General features: G+C 40.3%; 20 protein-coding genes. 11 read left to right on the plus strand and 9 right to left on the minus strand.

What is annotated here, in order from left to right; all coding sequences use genetic code 11:
• Positions 1-78: 78 nt before the first annotated feature.
• From rpsU to WA1_RS20975, 5 genes are all read left to right on the plus strand, one after another.
• Positions 79-270: a 30S ribosomal protein S21 gene (rpsU, locus tag WA1_RS20960; protein ID WP_017747588.1), complete on the plus strand. Its 192-nt coding sequence runs from the start codon at positions 79-81 to the stop codon at positions 268-270.
• A 62-nt stretch (positions 271-332) separates the two neighbouring features.
• On the plus strand, positions 333-455 hold the full coding sequence (locus tag WA1_RS60065; RefSeq protein WP_272819191.1) for a hypothetical protein: 123 nt from the start codon (positions 333-335) through the stop codon (positions 453-455).
• Between the two features lie 299 nt (positions 456-754).
• Positions 755-2,284 carry a phytoene desaturase family protein gene (locus WA1_RS20965; RefSeq protein ID WP_017747589.1) on the plus strand — a complete coding sequence of 510 codons (1,530 nt, stop codon included), beginning with the start codon at positions 755-757 and terminating at the stop codon, positions 2,282-2,284.
• A gap of 83 nt (positions 2,285-2,367) precedes the next feature.
• Entirely contained in the window at positions 2,368-3,582 is a 1,215-nt protein-coding gene (locus WA1_RS20970) for an FAD-dependent oxidoreductase (protein WP_017747590.1), read from the plus strand.
• A 448-nt stretch (positions 3,583-4,030) separates the two neighbouring features.
• Positions 4,031-4,855 (plus strand): M90 family metallopeptidase, encoded by an 825-nt coding sequence (locus tag WA1_RS20975; RefSeq protein WP_017747591.1) that lies wholly within the window; start codon positions 4,031-4,033, stop codon positions 4,853-4,855.
• Here WA1_RS20975 and WA1_RS20980 read toward each other — a convergent pair.
• The 3 genes from WA1_RS20980 to WA1_RS20990 form a co-directional block, all read right to left on the minus strand.
• Positions 4,852-5,895 carry an alpha/beta hydrolase gene (locus tag WA1_RS20980; protein ID WP_017747592.1) on the minus strand — a complete coding sequence of 348 codons (1,044 nt, stop codon included), beginning with the start codon at positions 5,893-5,895 and terminating at the stop codon, positions 4,852-4,854. The two genes, WA1_RS20975 and WA1_RS20980, sit on opposite strands and share 4 nt — an antisense overlap.
• Positions 5,896-6,023: 128 nt before the next feature.
• A complete protein-coding gene (locus tag WA1_RS20985; RefSeq protein WP_017747593.1) occupies positions 6,024-6,920 on the minus strand; it encodes a helix-turn-helix transcriptional regulator in 897 nt (298 codons plus the stop codon).
• Between the two features lie 77 nt (positions 6,921-6,997).
• Positions 6,998-7,510, minus strand: a complete 513-nt coding sequence (locus WA1_RS20990; protein ID WP_017747594.1) for a hypothetical protein — start codon at positions 7,508-7,510, stop codon at positions 6,998-7,000.
• Positions 7,511-7,661: 151 nt separating this feature from the next.
• On the opposite strand from WA1_RS20990, the gene WA1_RS20995 reads away from it, so the two are divergent.
• Positions 7,662-9,371 carry an IS200/IS605 family accessory protein TnpB-related protein gene (locus WA1_RS20995; RefSeq protein WP_017747595.1) on the plus strand — a complete coding sequence of 570 codons (1,710 nt, stop codon included), beginning with the start codon at positions 7,662-7,664 and terminating at the stop codon, positions 9,369-9,371.
• Positions 9,372-9,509: 138 nt separating this feature from the next.
• Here WA1_RS20995 and WA1_RS21000 read toward each other — a convergent pair whose 3' ends face one another.
• Positions 9,510-9,902 (minus strand): lysozyme inhibitor LprI family protein, encoded by a 393-nt coding sequence (locus WA1_RS21000; RefSeq protein ID WP_017747596.1) that lies wholly within the window; start codon positions 9,900-9,902, stop codon positions 9,510-9,512.
• A gap of 83 nt (positions 9,903-9,985) precedes the next feature.
• Positions 9,986-10,231 (minus strand): hypothetical protein, encoded by a 246-nt coding sequence (locus tag WA1_RS55165; RefSeq protein ID WP_017747597.1) that lies wholly within the window; start codon positions 10,229-10,231, stop codon positions 9,986-9,988.
• A 13-nt stretch (positions 10,232-10,244) separates the two neighbouring features.
• Here WA1_RS55165 and WA1_RS21005 point away from each other — a divergent pair, with 13 nt between their 5' ends.
• The 3 genes from WA1_RS21005 to WA1_RS21015 all read left to right on the plus strand — a co-directional run bounded on the left by WA1_RS21005 (position 10,245) and on the right by WA1_RS21015 (position 12,260).
• Positions 10,245-10,670, plus strand: a complete 426-nt coding sequence (locus WA1_RS21005) for an element excision factor XisH family protein (RefSeq protein WP_017747598.1) — start codon at positions 10,245-10,247, stop codon at positions 10,668-10,670.
• Positions 10,643-11,038 (plus strand): element excision factor XisI family protein, encoded by a 396-nt coding sequence (locus tag WA1_RS21010; protein WP_017747599.1) that lies wholly within the window; start codon positions 10,643-10,645, stop codon positions 11,036-11,038. The genes WA1_RS21005 and WA1_RS21010 overlap by 28 nt, the downstream gene beginning before the upstream one ends.
• A gap of 685 nt (positions 11,039-11,723) precedes the next feature.
• Positions 11,724-12,260, plus strand: coding sequence for a hypothetical protein (locus tag WA1_RS21015; protein WP_017747600.1), 537 nt, complete (start codon positions 11,724-11,726; stop codon positions 12,258-12,260).
• Between the two features lie 41 nt (positions 12,261-12,301).
• On the opposite strand, the gene WA1_RS61350 is transcribed toward WA1_RS21015, so the two are convergent.
• The gene (locus WA1_RS61350; RefSeq protein WP_017747601.1) at positions 12,302-12,484 is read right to left on the minus strand and encodes a hypothetical protein; all 183 of its coding nucleotides are present in this window, start codon (positions 12,482-12,484) and stop codon (positions 12,302-12,304) included.
• 382 nt (positions 12,485-12,866) lie between these two features.
• Here WA1_RS61350 and WA1_RS57125 point away from each other — a divergent pair, with 382 nt between their 5' ends.
• Together WA1_RS57125 and WA1_RS21025 are read left to right on the plus strand one after the other, a co-directional pair.
• Entirely contained in the window at positions 12,867-13,013 is a 147-nt protein-coding gene (locus tag WA1_RS57125) for a hypothetical protein (protein WP_158516671.1), read from the plus strand.
• 38 nt (positions 13,014-13,051) lie between these two features.
• Entirely contained in the window at positions 13,052-15,421 is a 2,370-nt protein-coding gene (locus WA1_RS21025) for an nSTAND1 domain-containing NTPase (RefSeq protein ID WP_017747602.1), read from the plus strand.
• On the opposite strand, the gene WA1_RS57130 is transcribed toward WA1_RS21025, so the two are convergent.
• The 3 genes from WA1_RS57130 to WA1_RS21035 all read right to left on the minus strand — a co-directional run bounded on the left by WA1_RS57130 (position 15,366) and on the right by WA1_RS21035 (position 16,982).
• Positions 15,366-15,581 (minus strand): hypothetical protein, encoded by a 216-nt coding sequence (locus tag WA1_RS57130; protein WP_158516672.1) that lies wholly within the window; start codon positions 15,579-15,581, stop codon positions 15,366-15,368. The genes WA1_RS21025 and WA1_RS57130 overlap by 56 nt on opposite strands.
• A gap of 203 nt (positions 15,582-15,784) precedes the next feature.
• Complete coding sequence (locus WA1_RS21030) at positions 15,785-16,639, minus strand: hypothetical protein (protein ID WP_017747603.1); 855 nt, start codon at positions 16,637-16,639, stop codon at positions 15,785-15,787.
• A gap of 154 nt (positions 16,640-16,793) precedes the next feature.
• The gene (locus WA1_RS21035; protein ID WP_017747604.1) at positions 16,794-16,982 is read right to left on the minus strand and encodes a hypothetical protein; all 189 of its coding nucleotides are present in this window, start codon (positions 16,980-16,982) and stop codon (positions 16,794-16,796) included.
• Positions 16,983-16,989: the final 7 nt, after the last annotated feature.

The following is a 16,989-nucleotide window of genomic DNA, read 5'->3' on the forward strand; positions in this document are numbered from 1 at the left end:
TTGTCTGCCTTTCTTGCTTAAGGTTAACTGGATTGTTTATATCCAGCTACCAACTCAGTTACTTTAGTAGGAGAGAGAATGACCCAAATCATTCCAGGTGAAAATGAAGGAATTGAGTCAGCCTTACGTCGATTTAAGCGAGAAGTGTCCAAGGCAGGGATTTTTTCAGATATCAAGAAACATCGTCATTTTGAAACACCATCTCAGAAACACAAGCGTAAAGCAGTTGCAAGACATAAGCAGCAGCGATACTCAAGGCGTTCCCGTTGAGTAGAAAACTAGCGCGATCGGGTTAATGGTCAATGGTTAGGTAAATAGCCCAAGGTTTTCCTATGGAACAAAGGGCAAAAAGAAAAGCTGGCACAAAGAGCGATAAGCCGGGTACGGCTTGCGCCAAAGCGATCGCGCTTCAATTCCTGAAAATGGATAGAAAAGGCGATCGCTCTTGCTTATAAATAAGTTTAGTTTTTCAAATGACATCAGCCATAAGCAGTAGATGGCTCAATCACTTAAGTAAAATTTTACAAAAATTACGGGAAATCTAAGTTTTTGGTATCCGTGGTAACAAAAAAAATAACAGATACTTCTTCCAAAAGACAGAAGAAATGTCTATTTATAGAATTTATCTTGGGGAAAAGACAGCAAATGAAGGCTGAAGTGTGAAGTATTAGGTAATTTTAGGAACATCAAGTTTCCAAAAATTACCCCGTTGTTCCTCACCTTGAGAAAGTGGGGTGTCCAAACGGAGGTTAAGATGAAAACGGATTACCTGATTGTAGGCAGTGGCTTGTCGGCATTGGTATTTGGGTCTTTAATGGCAAAATCCGGTAAGAAAGTTCAAATATTGGAAGCCCATGAATATCCAGGAGGTTTTGGCCACACGTTTACGATGGCAAAAAAATATAAGTTTAATGCCCAACTACATTATGTTTGGGATTGCGGTGAAGGGCATACTGTGAATCGGGTTTTGAAAAAACTGAACTTGGACAAAGAAGTGACGTTCGATCGCTACGATCCTAACGGTTTCGATCGCATGAGAATGCCCGACTATTCACTAGACATTCCCTCCGAATCTCAGGAGCTAATCCGACGGCTGTCCGATCTCTTTCCTCAAGATGCCGATCGGATTCGTAAATTTGTCCTTGAGGTGCAAAAAACCAGCGAAGGATTAAAGAAATTATCACCCCCAGTCATTCCTTCTAAATTATTCAAACATTTTGGTGAAGTGTCCTGTGCCATAATGTATCTGAACAGCACCCTTCAGGATGTTTTCGACAAGTTCAAACTGCCTAAAGAAGCGCAAACACTTTTAGCACTGCAATGGCCTGATTTTTTGCTACCCCCAGATCGACTCTCGTTTTACGCTTGGGTCATTTTGTTCACTGGATATCAACAAGGTGCTTTTTATCCCACACAGCATTTTGAGCATGTCATCAATTCATTAGTCAAGGTTATTGAGGAGAATGGAGGCAAAATTCTTTTCAATCAGGAAGTCACTCATTTTAGAATCGCAAACAAAACCATAACTGAAGTCCAGGCAATCGATCAAATCACGCATCAAAGCCGTGAATTTACTGGCGAAACAATTATCTGCAATATGGACCCTCAAAAAGCTGCCCGCATGATAGGAGTAGAAAACTTCTCCAGGACAGTACGCAAGAAGCTCAATTATGAGTATTCCCCCTCCAATTATATGGTCTACTGCGTTGTCAAGGATATCGATCTCCGAGACTATGGGTTTGGGAAATGGAATACCTTCCATACGGGTCATCGAGATTTGAATGAAGCATTTTATCAAATGTATGAAAAGCATGACTTTTCCAATCCCAGTTTTGCCATCACGACACCCACTTTAATGGCAGAAGCTGAGCGCGACTGTCCAGAAGGATGTCAAATTATCGAGTTCTTGACTGTTGCTAATTATGATTACTTTAAACAACTGCAAGAAACCAATAAAAAGGCTTATAGACATAAAAAAGAAGAAATCTTGAATTCCATTTTAGATGTTGTCGAAAAAAACTATATTCCAAATTTTAGAAAACATCTTGTCTTTAAAATCACAGGCAGTCCAACAACCAATGAGCGGTTTTGTTGGTGTCCAAAAGGAAATTCCTATGGTTCCAATCTCACGCCTCGCAATATGGGAATTGGTAGGCTAAATTACAAGACATCTTTAAAAAATTTCTACTTTTGTAATGCCTCATCCGGTTATCCAGGATTTGCCCCTACATTTTGGACTGGGGCAATCCTATATCAAACATTGTCGAGAGATTCAATTTTATAAAATATCTGTCAGCTTTCAGCATTCAGTTTTTTAACACAAAAATTTTGATTTCGCCAACAACGAACGGAGTTGGGTAATGAGATATGAAAATAGCGATTATTGGTGGCGGTGCAAGCGGTATGGTAACAGCATACCTGCTTGATAAAAAGGGTCACCACGTCACAGTTTTTGAAAAACAACCCATTTTGGGTGGGCATATTCGGACATTAAATAAAAACGTTAAACCCAATCAATCCGACTGCAATCAGTTTTTAGAAGGCGGTGTAATCGAATTTCCTTGTGTGTTTCACCACTTCCTGAATTTGATGAAAGAATTGGAAGTTGAGTTAGAACCTGTCAATGTTGGCTCAGCAATGCTGTTAAAAGATGGCCGTTATTTTCTTTCGGCTTTGATGATCCAAAAGAACTTCACAGGGCTTCGACGTGTCATTGAATATCTTAGGCTTAGGACTTTCTATGCCTCTTCTTTTGGATTATGGGTAAAGATGCGTTTTATCCAAATGCAGGATCTGTATAATCAGCCAATGTCTCAATATTTGAAACGCCAGTGCATCCAGAACTGGTGGCTGAAATTGCTGACCATGTATAGCTACTCAATGCCATTTAATCTAATCGACAATTTCCCGACAGAACTGGCGATTCCCTCCCTAAGAGATTATGTCTTTGTAAACTGGGTGAGGATTAAGGGAGGAGTGTATTCCTATATTGAAAAAATTCTGGAACGCTTCAAGGGTGAAATCTTGGTCAATGCCGAGATTAAAGAAATTTTCAGACAACCTGACTCCGTTAAAATTGGGCTATCGGGTGGTGTCAAGTATCTGTTCGACAAAGTTGTTTTTGCGACGCCTCCCGACCAGGTAATGCAGTTATTATCCGATCCAACAAATGAAGAAATTAGACGGTTTTCCGGATGGCAGAAAAACCAGGCAAAAACGGTTATACATACAGATACTTCAATGTATGCCAGACAAGGCATCAAACAATCTTCGGAATTTGATTTTTTCCAAACGGACAACGGATGGGGATATAACGCTTATCTCAACCAGCTTTGTGGAATATCATCGTCTCTTCAATACAGTCTGGCTTTTAATCTGGATGATTTGATTGCTAAAGACAAAATCCTTCATATTCAAGAACACCACACTCCCCTCTATACTGTCAAGTCCTTCAGATACAGAAATGAAGTTATCATCACCAATGGTGAGAACAATACTTACCATGCAGGAGCCTATCTTGCAGATGGATTGCATGAAGGAGCCATCACTTCCGCAATCCAGGTTGCTCAACTAATTGGTTAAAGATTTTTTTCTCCACGTCAGTCTTACAACCAACCCCAAGATGTGCAAAAGGAGTTTGCTCAACATCTGAGACGGGGAGCGCTATGTGGGTAAGTCCAATATCAGTTATCTAAAAGTTTCCATCTCACCACCTGAATCAGGGCTACTGAAAATTTTAGTAACTAAAGTTAATTTTTTTGTATAAAAACATACTTTTATAAAAATTCGTATAAAAACGAGAACGGACGTAAGCTGAAGTGTCAATACGGTTCGGTTAACGGTAATGGCGACCAGAGAAACCCGGTATCTCAAAGATACCGGGTTTCTGAGGTGCGTGCTTATCCAAACCGTATTGGCTGAAGTGTTACCAAAAATATCTATAGACGGCAATTTCTAGAAATATTAGGATGAATCAAATGCTATCCTCCATTTAAGAAATTAATCAAACATTGGAAAGTATTAAAAAGCAATGGTTCAAACAATTATTGTTCTTCTTTTGCTTGGTCTAATTCTCACGGGAATTTTAATTAGCCCCTTCCTAACCAAACAACGCAGAAACAGTATCAAACGTCGTCCTTTTCCTCCACTTTGGAACGCTATGATTGAGAATAATCTTCCCATGTACCTCCGCCTTTCTCCTCCCGAACGAAGACGGTTACAGGGACACATTCAAGTGTTCTTAGCAGAAAAACAATTTATTGGTTGTGGAGGGTTACAGGTAACGCAAGAAATGAAGATAGTTATTGCTGCGATCGCTTGCTTGCTTTTGTTGAACGATAGAGGAGAATACTTTTCCAAACTTCGTTCAATTCTAATTTATCCAAGTACTTATTTGGTGAATGAAACCAATGCAATTAGCGATTATGTTGTTGAAGAAAGGCGTGTGGCAAGATTGGGAGAATCGTGGAGTAGAGATCAAGTGGTAGTGTCTTGGGAACAGGTGAAGCAAGATACTAGCAACTGGAAAGATGGACATAACGTTGTTTTGCATGAATTTGCCCACCAGTTAGATCAAGAGGATGGTAAAGCAGAAGGCGTTCCTATTTTGCAACAAAAGTCAGATTATGCCATCTGGGCTAAAGTGATGGCAGCAGAATATCAACAACTTTGTCAAGATGTTCAGCAAGGGGTAAAGACTGTAATAGATAGCTATGGTGCAACGAATCCTGCAGAATTTTTTGCCGTAGCAACTGAAACCTTTTTTGAAAAACCTCAGCAATTATTGAATCAGCACCCAGCACTCTATGAGCTATTGAAACGCTACTATCACCTCAATCCCATGCAATGGATTTAGACACCCATTGTTTGTTTGAGCCATGCTGTTGCCTTACTTGCTGCTTCTTCCACAACCTCTGGTTGGTCGTAAAATGCGATATGATTTTTTGTGGTCATCCAGTGTAGATTTTTCTGCTTGGTTGGGATGCTGTTAAAGAAGCGACGCGCACCATCTGGAACTAAAGCTGTATCCGAGTGAATGACTAAAGTAGGAGCTTTAATATTGCGACCAGCGTTAATGGCATTAAATTGCAAGAAAGGCTCAAAGAACATCACTGCTGAACGATTTACCCAACCGGGCTGCGAACCACGGGAAGTCCCATAATAGTCATAAGCTTCCTGACCGGGCATTGCCACGTTTTGGTTTTTTGGGTCAACATTGGTCATGTAATCAATTTGACCAGTTTTTTCATACCTAATACGTGCTTCTCTTCCCATTTTGACACGTGCTTCATAGCGATCGCCGAGCCATTGACGCATCACTTGGGGGTCATGATAAAAACCTGCCACAGTCACAAGAGCATTAATCGATTTATCCATTGCAGCAGCTTTGGCGGAGTATCCACCACCCGAACAAACACCCAAGATACCTATGGCATCTTGCTTAACTTCAGGTAATGCTCGCAAAAATGTGACTGCATTAAGAATGTCCTGAACTTTCATTTCTGGGTTTTCAAACTGGCGGGGTACACCTGAACTTTCACCAAAGGTACGATGGTCGAAAGTTAGGGCAACAAATCCTTCCTCGGCTAATCGACGAGCATATACCGCAGGCACTTGTTCTTTTACACTTGACTGAGGGCCAACCACAACCACGGCTGGTCGCGCTCCTTGACGAATAGTTGTAGGAAGATAGAGATTACCTACCACCTTTGTACCCTGGCTGAGAAACTGAACTTTGCGGACAGTAATATTGTTTGTTGTAGCAGTTTCGGTAACAGTAGGCATGAGAGATTCTCCAATTTTTTGCCGTTCGGCATTGCTAATTTGGGGCAAAGTCAACAAACTCACAGAAGCCAGTGTAAGTGTTGTTAAGGCGAATTTTTTAACTGAAAGCATGGCTGTTTTTCCTAAAATTTTCTGGTTTTGATTTTTGGATTTATGGCTCAAGTCGGCTTTGTTGTTTACCGATAGCTAAATAATCCCAGGAGGCAGCCAAGAAAAAATTGGAAAATCTTGCTCAGTTTTTAAAGCGACTTAGCAAAAGCGCGTGGAGTCATGCCGAAAGCACGTTTAAAGACATTTGTAAAGTGTGCTTGGTCGAAAAAGCCAACGGCAACTGCAACATCTGACAGCGGCATTTGACCTGTTTTAATCAGTGCTTGTGCTCGTTCAAGTCGCAGGCGCAGGACAAACTGATGGGGTGCTATACCTGTTGTTTTTTTGAACAAGCGGGAAAAATGAAATTCAGAAACTTGGGCTGCATCTGCTAATGTGCTTAAGTTTAGCTCTGTCCCAAGTTGTGTTCGGGCTATTGCGATCGCATCACGCAGTTGAGTTGCAGACAATTTCCCTTTTGGGCTTAAGGGCTTTTTGGCTTTGCGGCTATGACTGTTTAATAAATGCAGTGTAAAAGCAAGTGATAGTGTTTCTGCGTAGAGAGGTTCGCCCGGAGTGGTCAGTTCGGAAGCTAGCGCCCTTGCATAGTTGTAAGCTAGTTCATCTCCGATACAGCGTCGTTCTGCAAAGGTATCAATAGCATCCGGAGTCCGGTCTTCAAGGATGGTTTCAATGAACGCAGGGTGGATGGCAATTGCAGCCACCGTCATTTCATCTTGCCAAAAGGGAGCATTTGTTTCACCGTTAGATTGCAAGCAAAATCCCCCAGGAGGGAGGATAGCTTCATGGGTTTGCCCACCTGTTCGCCACCCAAAACGCACCGAACTTCCCAAATTAATTATCAATCGATGACCTTCGATATAATGTTCTGGTAGTTCCATAGGGTTCAATCGCTGGACTTCGAGAGTCAGATGAGTACGCCATCCTGCTTGAACACTTGACAGAACCACAGATCGATCTGGTGCGGATGGAAAACGCTGCCCAGTTTTTGGATCGATTAAATTAATATTACTGTGCAACTGCATAGTGCAGGTTTGAATTTAGGTGATTTTTATATTTTTATATCGTACATATCAGCAGCCCGGTTTTGTATTAGGTAGTATTAATGTGTAAGCAACAATAGGTTTGTAAATGCTGAATATAAACTTGAAGGGGCTTCCATGGCAATAATGTTAGTTACTGTGGGCGGATTCAGTGGTTTTGTTGCTAGTTCAATAGCTTCTGCTGTAGCCCGTGCAAAGTTGTTACCATAAAGTCTGTAAGGTCTTGCTTGTTCTACATTGGCATTGGTAGCGATCGCACAACGCCGTTCCACTCCACGAATTAAGATCGGTGTGGGTTCTCCAGCCTCTACTGTCACTGGCTCGATACCTTCATCGAGCAATGCTTCTCGCACAGAACCAAGTGCAGGATGTTCAGCCACTTGCATCTCATCCTGTGCAAATAGAGGACTACTGTAGGCACAAAACAGGTCCAAATGAGCAAAATTCAGATACCACTCCACTTCGTTATTTTTCTCCTTTGATGGTTCGTATTCAAAGTAACCATATCGTTCCTCGAACTTAGTGCGATCGGCTATGACTAAGTAGCGGTTTTCTTGTTCAAAGCTCTCCAAAGTCTACCAAACCTGGCCAGAACTATTCGACAAGTTTGGGTAAAAGTACTATCCACTCCTTTCTAAAAATTCCCAAAAAGTTGAGAAAGTTTGCAGAAACTGTACAAGAGGTAATGTATAATCACAGCATAGATAATTTCAAGAAAAGGGGGTGATCGGCTTGCCCAAGGTAACAATACAAACGACAATCCCAGAAATAGAAGTTAATACCAAAGGGCTCGAATACTTAGACGAATACAATACCCTCTTTGGGCAAGCTATACGTAAGGGATTTTCATTAAGAAACCAAATTGGTCAGACCACAAAAAAGGAATCTTCGTTAGAGAAGCTGATCTGTAAAGAATTAGAAACAGAGTTCGGGTTGTCGAACTCTGAAGCGAAGAATGCCTACAACAAAGCCTCTTCTGTGTACAGTTCTCAGGCTGAATTAGTAGACACGTACATTGATGATAATTATCACCGGATCAAAGGGATTAGAAAGTCGATAGGTAAGCTGAAAGGGAAGATAAGAAAAGCCTCAGAGATGGGGTACACTCTCACTGTCAAGTCTCTGACAAGAAAGATTCACTTCAAGTCGCAGCATATTAATCAGCTACTTGCCAAAATAGAACGACTTAAAGAGTCCAAGGAATTAGGTAAGTTGACCGTGAATTTTGGTAGCAGCAAGCTATTCAAAGCTCAGTACAATCTGGAAGAAAACGGATATAGCTCCCATGAAGAATGGTTAGAAGATTGGCGTAAGACACGCAGTGGACGGTCGTTTTTTGTTGGTTCTAAAAACTTCCTTTCAGGGAATCAGCTAGTACGATATAACCCAGAATTAGAGACACTAACCATCACGGTTTCACCATGCCGACAAACCAAGTACGGGACTCACGTTGTCCTACATGAAATCAAGTTTCAACGAGAGTCACAATGGCTAACGGATGCAATCAAACCGACTGTCATCAAGTCAACTCGTAAGGGTTTAGATGGGGAGAAGAAAGAAACTGCTCGTCAGGGAAGTGAGCAACCTGTAACTTACGAGATAGTAGATAAAGACGGCAGGTTCTATGTCAATGCGACGGTGAATGTTCAACCAGCCAAAAAAGAATCTTCTCTTGCCAACGGCGCTTTAGGAGTAGACTTTAACCCGGGCAGCATTGACTGGACGGTCGTAGACAGACATGGGAATTTATTGCGTCACGGCTCCATTAAAATCAATGTACAGGATAAAAGGTCTAACCAGACGAAAGACGTAATCGGAAAAGCTGTCGCCCAGATCGTTAGAATTGCATCTAACCACGGCGTTCCCTTGTCAATTGAAAATTTGGATTTTGCCAAAAAGAAAGCATCCATGAAGGAAAAAGGTGCGAAGTATGCACGGATGCTTTCTAATATGGCTTACAGTCAATTCAACCAAATGATTGAGACTAGATGCTCAAGATTTGGTGTTGAGTTGATTTTGGTTGACCCCGCCTATACGTCGATTATTGGGGTCACAAAGTATCTGAAAATGTATGCCCTGAGTTCTGGATGTGCAGCCGCGTTGGTCATAGCACGTCGCGCTCAAGGCAGAGTTGAGAAAGTACCGAAATCCCTTCGTTCTTACTTTAGAAAGCCAGAGGATATGCTAAGGTCGGGCGCTTGGAGCAAGGTAGCCAAAAAAAGTAATACCATAGGCGGTTTTCATCGCAATAAGTTTTACTTTTTAGGTTCAAACAAAAAGGTTCCGACCAACTGTCGGATGCATGGCACGCTACGGCAAACAAGTACCTCTCGTTCGCGAAGGTATGGAATCGTGCAAGTCTTAATGGCTCCTCATATCCGTCAAAAACCCCGCGCTCTCGGTTTTCCTCCCCTTAAGCACATTAATGCTTAAGTTTGGACAGGTTTTGAATAGCGCTTGAAGAAGAAAGAATAACTGGGAGTGGCATTGTATGCCATCGTGAGAAAACTATTTCACCATTATGAATACCGCCCGGTGAACCAATCTCAATAAAAATTTCATAATTAGGAATTAACGGGAAGAGATATACTCCTTCAAATCTTTTGTACGTTGTTTAGTCAGGCGCTCAAGACAGCCGTTGCGGAAGATTTCATAACCCGTACCACCACGAGAACCATAGGTTTCAAAATTGCAGTTATTGTCACGAAACTTAATCCATTCTTGCTGTGCGGTAACAAGTAATCGCTTTTGCTCACCGTTTATGGTGGCGATCGCTTTCTGATACGCCAGATTCAGTTTTTGATCTGCTTTTTGATAAGACTGCTGAGAACAGTACTTCATTTCTGGAGTCGTTACTGCCTTAGCGCAATCAATTTTTGGTGTTTGTGCAAAAACTTCAGTGAAGTTGTTGGTGCTAGCAACACTAGCAGTCAAAACAAGAACGCTGATTAATCTTTTATCCATAAGTTTTTATTCATGCCAAAAAAGTCTATTTTGCTATTTATAACCAAGATGGCACTTAAGTGGCAATCAGAAATTTTATTGTATTAAATATTACATAAATTGATTTTAACATTCCAGTGTTTACCATCGCGCAGCAGCAGTGTCAAGTAGGAAGCAGTAAATTCAAAATATAGCTGTTGATTTTCAAATTCTTGCAAAGCAGCTTTGAAGTTGTGCTTTGTTAATTTAAATACAACTGTTATATGAGGCATGACGGCATCCGTAACGTTTTGGTTAGATCCTGCGAGCGCCCTGTAATTGAATATCATTAGATAAACAGAATTAAACATAAAAAGATACCTAATGGCAAAAGATAAACTCCATGATATTGTTGAAGCCGCCCTTGTTAAAGATGGGTGGATAAACATTAAGTCCATAACGCTTAATTACGAAGGCACGGATCTTAATGTAGATATAATTGCGGACAAACTCATTAGTGCTGAGAAAGAAAATCTTCAAATCGTCGTAGAAGTTAAAAGTTTTGGTAATCCAAGTGTGACTTACGACTTCCATCAAGCGCTTGGTCAATACCTACATTACCGCATGGCACTTGGATACCTGGGTATTAATCGTATTCCTTATCTGGCACTACCTGAAGTAATTTATACAAATTATTTAACCCAGCCCTTCTTTCAAGACAGTATCTCGCTCCATTGTGTTAACCTATTCACTATCGATACTCAACGCCTGGAGATTGTTCGATGGAACCCCAGCCTTCTACTTCCTTAACGCAACATATCCAACCTAACGAGATGGTTCCCATTGAAATCTGCCAACAAGCCATCATCGAAACCTTATTAGAATCGATTCCTGTAAACTTGATTCCGGACACCTTACAGGTTGTGTCCGTGTTCGATCGGCAAAGAGATCGATATCAACTTCTATGTCAGGGCTGGGTTAAGGAAGAAAAACGAGTTTTCTACCCAGTCATTCACATTGAAATCATTCATGGCAAAGTTTGGATTCAACACAATCAGAGCGATCTTGACATAGGAGAAGCGCTCTCAAATCATGGTATCCCAAAATCACAAATCGTCTTAGGATTGTATCCTCCTTCAATTAGACAGCTTAACCCAACCTATGCGGTTCAGCACTAATAAACATACATATGCATCTGCAGAATCACTCCTCTAACAGGATAAACAGCTAGAGGCTTTTTTTCTCTGCGCTCTCTGTGACTCTGCGGTTTAAAAGTAATTTATTTAACAGTTTAGACGCAGAGTACACAGAGTCAAGAGGTTAGGAAGCTATTAATTTCCTGAAGTTTTTACCCACTTTGACAGGGCTAGCGTAGCTCAACTTAGGTATCGCTTTTATCAAGTTTCGCTACACCCACCACTAAAGGTCTCAATGTGGCAAGATTTAACATGGCGGTAATTAACAGACTGATGCGGATGGGAGGATTCTTCCAGGCATAGCGTATTCCTTCTGCAAGTTCACCCAATAGCTGTTGAATTGAAGGAGCTGTTGATGAATTTTGTACATTCTTGGGTTGGCGGATAAAGTAGAGAAATTACCGTCTAGGCGGTGTACCAAACACAAGAGTGCTACACCTTCTAGATGGTTTTAAATCAAGAGACAATTCTCTGTCTTTAGGAGGTTTGTTCTGGAATGGCGATCAACGAACATAGCTACTCACTAGATCGCAACAGCTTTCCACCAAACAAACCGCGTGTTCTGCGTATAGAGATCGTTTAACAATAGAGTTAAGGAACCACACTCTCAACGCTCAACTGCTCTGACTACTGTCAGAAAAAACAACATAAATAGACCCCCGTACCCATGCTTATTTCTGCCGAAACTTACATTCCCTTTCCACGCCCGCTGGTTTATGCTACATATCGCGACAAGCTTGTCGAACTTGTACCCTACTTGCCAAATGTGCGACACGTTGAAGTCAAATCGCGTACTGAGAAGGGCGATCGCATTCACTTTGTCAATGAGTGGCATGGCGGTGGTGAGATTCCAGCTGTAGCGCGTGCCATACTTAGTGAGACAATGCTCTCGTGGACTGATATCGCTACCTGGAACGAGTCCGAGTTCACTGCTGAATGGCGTATCAAGACACACGCTTTCACAGAAGCAGTTCGATGTGCTGGCACTCACCGCTTTAAAGAAGCCGATCGCGGTACTCTAATTGAAACCCGTGGCGAGATTGTTATCGACACCAAGCAGATTAAGGGAGTACCCCATATGCTTACGGGGATGGTAGGGCATACAGTTGAAGATTTCCTCAGCAAAAATATCAAACCGAACATACTACAGATAAGCAGGGGTGTTCATCACTACCTGGAGCAGAGTCAAAAAGTTGACAGTTAGCCAGACATTATAGCGTATAACATTTTTCTATTTTCAAAACATCAATCGTGTTCCTGTGTCATCGCTAACAGTTCTAACAACCCCACTGTACCCACAAAAAAAGTATAAGTGCCATATTGTATTGGCACCTTTTTTCTTGAAGGTGCGTAAAAAGCTGCAATAATTCCTTCAATAAAATGGATCGTAACGGCAAAACGCTCAACCAAAAAAACGGTACTTAGCATATTTGGTAGCTGATTATTCGTGAGCCTTGCATAAAAATTACACAATTCCAATCCTATTGCACTGACTATGAGAACTATGGATATAACTTTTATAAGAGTAAAAACTTGGTTCCGTACAGACTTTAAATTCATTTGATTAAGTAAGTAGGCGGAAATAAACAAAACTATATTACGACATATAAATATGCTTGAAGCCCTTAACAATGACAAATGACAATCCTGACTACACTTTGTTCGCAGCCAGTCTTTTTGCTAGTTCAAAACTGTACTTGAGTCTAGGGACAAAGTATAGCAGATTGTTTTATAGTGTTGATACTTTACATCAAAGGTAACATTTGTATACTTTATATAATAAAGATTATCATTTGTTTTACGAACAAAAATGAGGTGTAAAAGAGTACAAATCCTTCCTAGTAGAGAACGTCAAGTCAGACTACTGATAAAACTGGAACCAAACGAACATCGCTCTGCTTGGCAGATGACAGTAGAGGAGGCTGGCAAAAAATCCCGTCTGGTAAGAAAAAAATAGGGATAGGGTAGGTGAACTAATCTAGGTGACGGTCTACTATGGAAATATGGGTAAATTTGGAATTTGGTGATGGTAACTTTGAGCGCGGGTTTAGTAACATCAATCTTAAGGTGACGTTAGTAAATGCACAGTGTAATCTCACACAACTAGAAGTGCAATTATCTCCAGATGAGGGAATTCCAGTTTTTTATCAACTTTGGAAAGAGCAATACTACTCGTTACTGAACCATTCTAGAGGCAAGTTTAAAAATAGCCAAGTCACTCATATATCCAAAACGGATTGTCATCATTCAGTTGAGCGTTTACGCCATCAACTTCATCAGTGGCTTCACCCTATTGAGTTAGAATTAAAGCAAGCACTGCCACAAAATCCCCAGCAAGAAATTCGTTTAGTTATACATACTGAGAAAATTGCATCACACACAACTAAGGACATCTTACATCGACTCCCTTGGCAAGAATGGGATTTTTTGGCTCAAAAGTTCTCTTGTGAAGCGGCTGTCTGTTTTCAATCTTGTATTGCCAGTCCTGCCGCATCTGAGAAATCATCAACTGCTGGTAAAATGAGAAGAGCTAGGATTCTCAGTATTTTTGGAGATAGTACAAATATTGACACCAGTGCAGATAAAGAATTGCTCCAAAAATTGCAGAAACGAGCAGCAGAACTCATCGTTCTTACTGAACCAAATCGTTCAGATTTTAACGCTCTTTGGGAAGAAGCTTGCGACATTCTGTTTTTTGCAGGTCATAGCGAAACTCAAGATGATGGTCAAAAAGGTGTCATCAATATTAATCCCAAAGATAGTTTAAGTTTAGAAGAAATCAAAAGAACCCTGAGAGCAGCAATTAACAAAGGTTTAAAATTAGCCATATTCAATTCTTGTAATGGTTTAGGTTTAGCAAGACAATTGGCAGACTTAAATCTTCCCTACATCATTGTCTGGCGTGAAGAAGTACCAGATAAATTAGCACAAAAATTTCTCGAATATTTTTTAAGCTCTTTTTCCCAAGGTGAATCTTTATTTAATTCCGTCCGACAAGCCAGAGATAAGCTCTCTGAACTTGCAGATGACAAAGATATTGCCAAGCAGCTACCGGGTGTTAGCTGGTTGCCAATTATCTGTCAAAATACAACTGAGCCTCCACCAAGTTGGCAAGATTTGGGAGGACTTTCTGGGGAACTTCCTGAATGTCCCTATCAGGGTTTATCTGCGTTTCGCCAGGAAAATGCAGATTTCTTTTTTGGTAGGGAAAAGTTTATTGATAAGTTAGTGGAAGCTGTTAACAGCAACCCGTTAGTAGCTGTCATTGGTGCTTCTGGGAGCGGAAAATCTTCTGTAGTGTTTGCAGGGTTGATTCCTCGCTTACAAGCGACTGGGGATGTAGAAATAATTAGTTTTCCTCCGGGGAAAAATCCGTTTGATGCTTTGGCTATAGTATTGAATAAATATTACCAATCTCTGGTACAAAGACAAACAAAAGCATCAGGAAAACAGAATAGCTCTTTAGCGGGACTAGAATCTGAGGTCAACTTACGATATGATGAAACAGTATTACATTATTGTATCGAAAATATTATTAGTTCCTCAGGATCTCGGCGTTTGGTATTAGTAGCAGACCAGTTTGAAGAACTTTACACTCTTGCTACTCAGGAAGAACGCCACAGTTTTTTAAAGTCATTGCTTTTAGCTGTAAGATATGCTCCAGCGTTTACACTGGTATTGACATTGCGTGCGGATTTTGTGGGAATTGTGCTTGACGATCGCTCCATAGGAAAGGCTTTGCAGCAATACTCCCCATTGTTACTGACTCCAATGGATTCTGAGGAATTGCGAGATGCGATTGAAAAACCAGCTTTAAAAATGAAGGTGGAACTGGAGGAGGGGTTAACAAGTAAACTCATTAATGATGTGGGCAATCACCCTGGTCGTTTACCAATGCTGGAGTTTGCCTTAACTCAACTCTGGTCGAAACAGAACAATTGGTATTTGACTCACAAGGCTTATGAAGAAATTGGCGGTTTAGAAAAAGCTTTAGCAAAACACGCTTCGTTCGTATTAAATCCGCTATCTGCGGTGGAGCAACAACAAGCCGAACGGGTATTTATTCAGTTAGTGCGTCCTGGGGAAGGAACGGAAGACACCAAACGTGTGGCAACTCGCGCTGAGGTGGGGGAAGAAAATTGGGATTTAGTCCAACGCTTGGCTGATGCACGTTTAGTGGTGACTGGGTGGGATGAAACTGAGGAAATAGAAACAGTAGAAATTGTTCATGAAGCATTAATTCGGGAATGGGGAACTCTGCGAAAGTGGATAACAACTAACCGTGAGTTTCGGATTTGGCAAGAAAGGTTCAAGCAAGATGTACGTGACTGGGAAAATAGTCATCAAAATCCACCATCAGTTTAATTCCGATTTTGCCTTGTTTCCAAGGTTGGGCATCAGGAGCAGTTAACAATAAATTTAGGACTATTGGTTTCTGCGATAAGGCTTGCGGGACGGAAAGCAAGATGATGCCTAGTAAAACAGCCAGAAATATTCCTAAACGATATTTACTTTTTTTTAACATTTTTTGCTGTTGTTTTTTTATTCAAACATCTTTATTTAAATATTTCTACATTACAATGAATTATTGATGGTTTTCCTTCAATCATACTATCAAATCAAAGATTTAATATTTTTCAATTGTGACCGTACAACTAGCCGCAATTCTCAATAAGAACAATTCATAAATTGCCCATATATTTGTTAAGGATGTTCCCGAACATGATATTACTTCTTCTTAGCATGAGGGTTAACACAATATAAGGAATAAGGGTCTTTGTAATTGTGATGAGTTGGTTTTATACGTTTTATTTCTTCATTTTTCGCTTTGCTTTCACAGTATGACTCTAATTTAATGTCTATCTTATATGTATTTCTTCCTTGAAAACCTTCATCTTCTCCTTGTTTGTCGATCTCGTAAGAGCATACCCATCGAAAGACTGGATAAACATCTTTTTTAGTGCTAAGAAGCTCTGGTCGTCCTGGTAAAATCTTATCCCCTTTTCCTTTGTTATAAATTCCTACTTTTATGGCATTTTCTTCCATTTGTTTAATAACTGTTTCATGCTTACATACTTGTTGCCAGTCAACTTTTTCTTCAAATTCCTTATTAATTTCATTAGTTAAGTCAGGAAATAAAGGGTTAAGCTCTATAGAAATTTCTTTAGAACCTAAGTTTGTTCTACCTTCTAGTATCGTGTACTTACAAGAGAATGGTAGCTGATTTATATTGCTATCATCCTTATTATCTATAATAGATGGTTTGCCTATAGATGCATTTGTATTTCCTTCGATATCTAGCCTATTTTGTATCAGTTTTTTATAATTTTCACAAACTTTTGTTTTGAAATCCTCGTTCAAATCCTGAGTATTTAAAGTCGCTGAATACCAATTTTTAATCAACAGTGCAATTGGTCCTAAAAATATCACAATACCGATTAAGTAGGGAAGAATCTGTAGGAAATTCGCAAGTCTATCATTAGTTATCACATCAAGAAAATCTTTGAATAATTTTTTGATTATATCAAAAGGATTATTGGGTGGAGTAGGAGAAGGGTTGGGTGGGGTAGCAGGGTTTGACATAAAAAACTCCAACTAATTAAAAAAATAACTATATTGAACCTTAAAGGTTGTCTTGAAAATAGTCTTGCCACTCGTCGATTATTCACATTATTCCACGCAATTATTAGCGCTCTACCACATTTTCACTATTTGGTAATAGATAGATGATGTAAAGCTACTTGATAATCAGCGTATGATAACGCTCCTCAACACGGTACAATAGTTCCCTGTTCTTCCAACTCCTAGCGACAAAATTGTGAAAGCCCTGCTTACTTGTATCTCCAATAATCGACTCAACAATGCCTTTGATTAAAAGTTGAATTGTTTCAGAAAAATTTGCTTCTTTGCGGTAAGTAGTATCCATATCAAAT

Source organism: Scytonema hofmannii PCC 7110 (assembly GCF_000346485.2).
Taxonomy (GTDB): Bacteria; Cyanobacteriota; Cyanobacteriia; order Cyanobacteriales; family Nostocaceae; genus Scytonema; species Scytonema hofmannii.

Coding starts and splice junctions, on each gene's coding strand:
- rpsU (WP_017747588.1), top strand. CDS start 79: ATGACCCAAATCATTCCAGGTGAAAATGAAGGAATTGAGTCAGCCTTA.
- WA1_RS60065 (WP_272819191.1), top strand. CDS start 333: ATGGAACAAAGGGCAAAAAGAAAAGCTGGCACAAAGAGCGATAAGCCG.
- WA1_RS20965 (WP_017747589.1), top strand. CDS start 755: ATGAAAACGGATTACCTGATTGTAGGCAGTGGCTTGTCGGCATTGGTA.
- WA1_RS20970 (WP_017747590.1), top strand. CDS start 2,368: ATGAAAATAGCGATTATTGGTGGCGGTGCAAGCGGTATGGTAACAGCA.
- WA1_RS20975 (WP_017747591.1), top strand. CDS start 4,031: ATGGTTCAAACAATTATTGTTCTTCTTTTGCTTGGTCTAATTCTCACG.
- WA1_RS20980 (WP_017747592.1), bottom strand. CDS start 5,895: ATGCTTTCAGTTAAAAAATTCGCCTTAACAACACTTACACTGGCTTCT.
- WA1_RS20985 (WP_017747593.1), bottom strand. CDS start 6,920: ATGCAGTTGCACAGTAATATTAATTTAATCGATCCAAAAACTGGGCAG.
- WA1_RS21000 (WP_017747596.1), bottom strand. CDS start 9,902: ATGGATAAAAGATTAATCAGCGTTCTTGTTTTGACTGCTAGTGTTGCT.
- WA1_RS55165 (WP_017747597.1), bottom strand. CDS start 10,231: ATGTTTAATTCTGTTTATCTAATGATATTCAATTACAGGGCGCTCGCA.
- WA1_RS21005 (WP_017747598.1), top strand. CDS start 10,245: ATGGCAAAAGATAAACTCCATGATATTGTTGAAGCCGCCCTTGTTAAA.
- WA1_RS21010 (WP_017747599.1), top strand. CDS start 10,643: ATGGAACCCCAGCCTTCTACTTCCTTAACGCAACATATCCAACCTAAC.
- WA1_RS21015 (WP_017747600.1), top strand. CDS start 11,724: ATGCTTATTTCTGCCGAAACTTACATTCCCTTTCCACGCCCGCTGGTT.
- WA1_RS61350 (WP_017747601.1), bottom strand. CDS start 12,484: ATGCTAAGTACCGTTTTTTTGGTTGAGCGTTTTGCCGTTACGATCCAT.
- WA1_RS57125 (WP_158516671.1), top strand. CDS start 12,867: ATGAGGTGTAAAAGAGTACAAATCCTTCCTAGTAGAGAACGTCAAGTC.
- WA1_RS21025 (WP_017747602.1), top strand. CDS start 13,052: ATGGAAATATGGGTAAATTTGGAATTTGGTGATGGTAACTTTGAGCGC.
- WA1_RS57130 (WP_158516672.1), bottom strand. CDS start 15,581: ATGTTAAAAAAAAGTAAATATCGTTTAGGAATATTTCTGGCTGTTTTA.
- WA1_RS21030 (WP_017747603.1), bottom strand. CDS start 16,639: ATGTCAAACCCTGCTACCCCACCCAACCCTTCTCCTACTCCACCCAAT.
- WA1_RS21035 (WP_017747604.1), bottom strand. CDS start 16,982: ATGGATACTACTTACCGCAAAGAAGCAAATTTTTCTGAAACAATTCAA.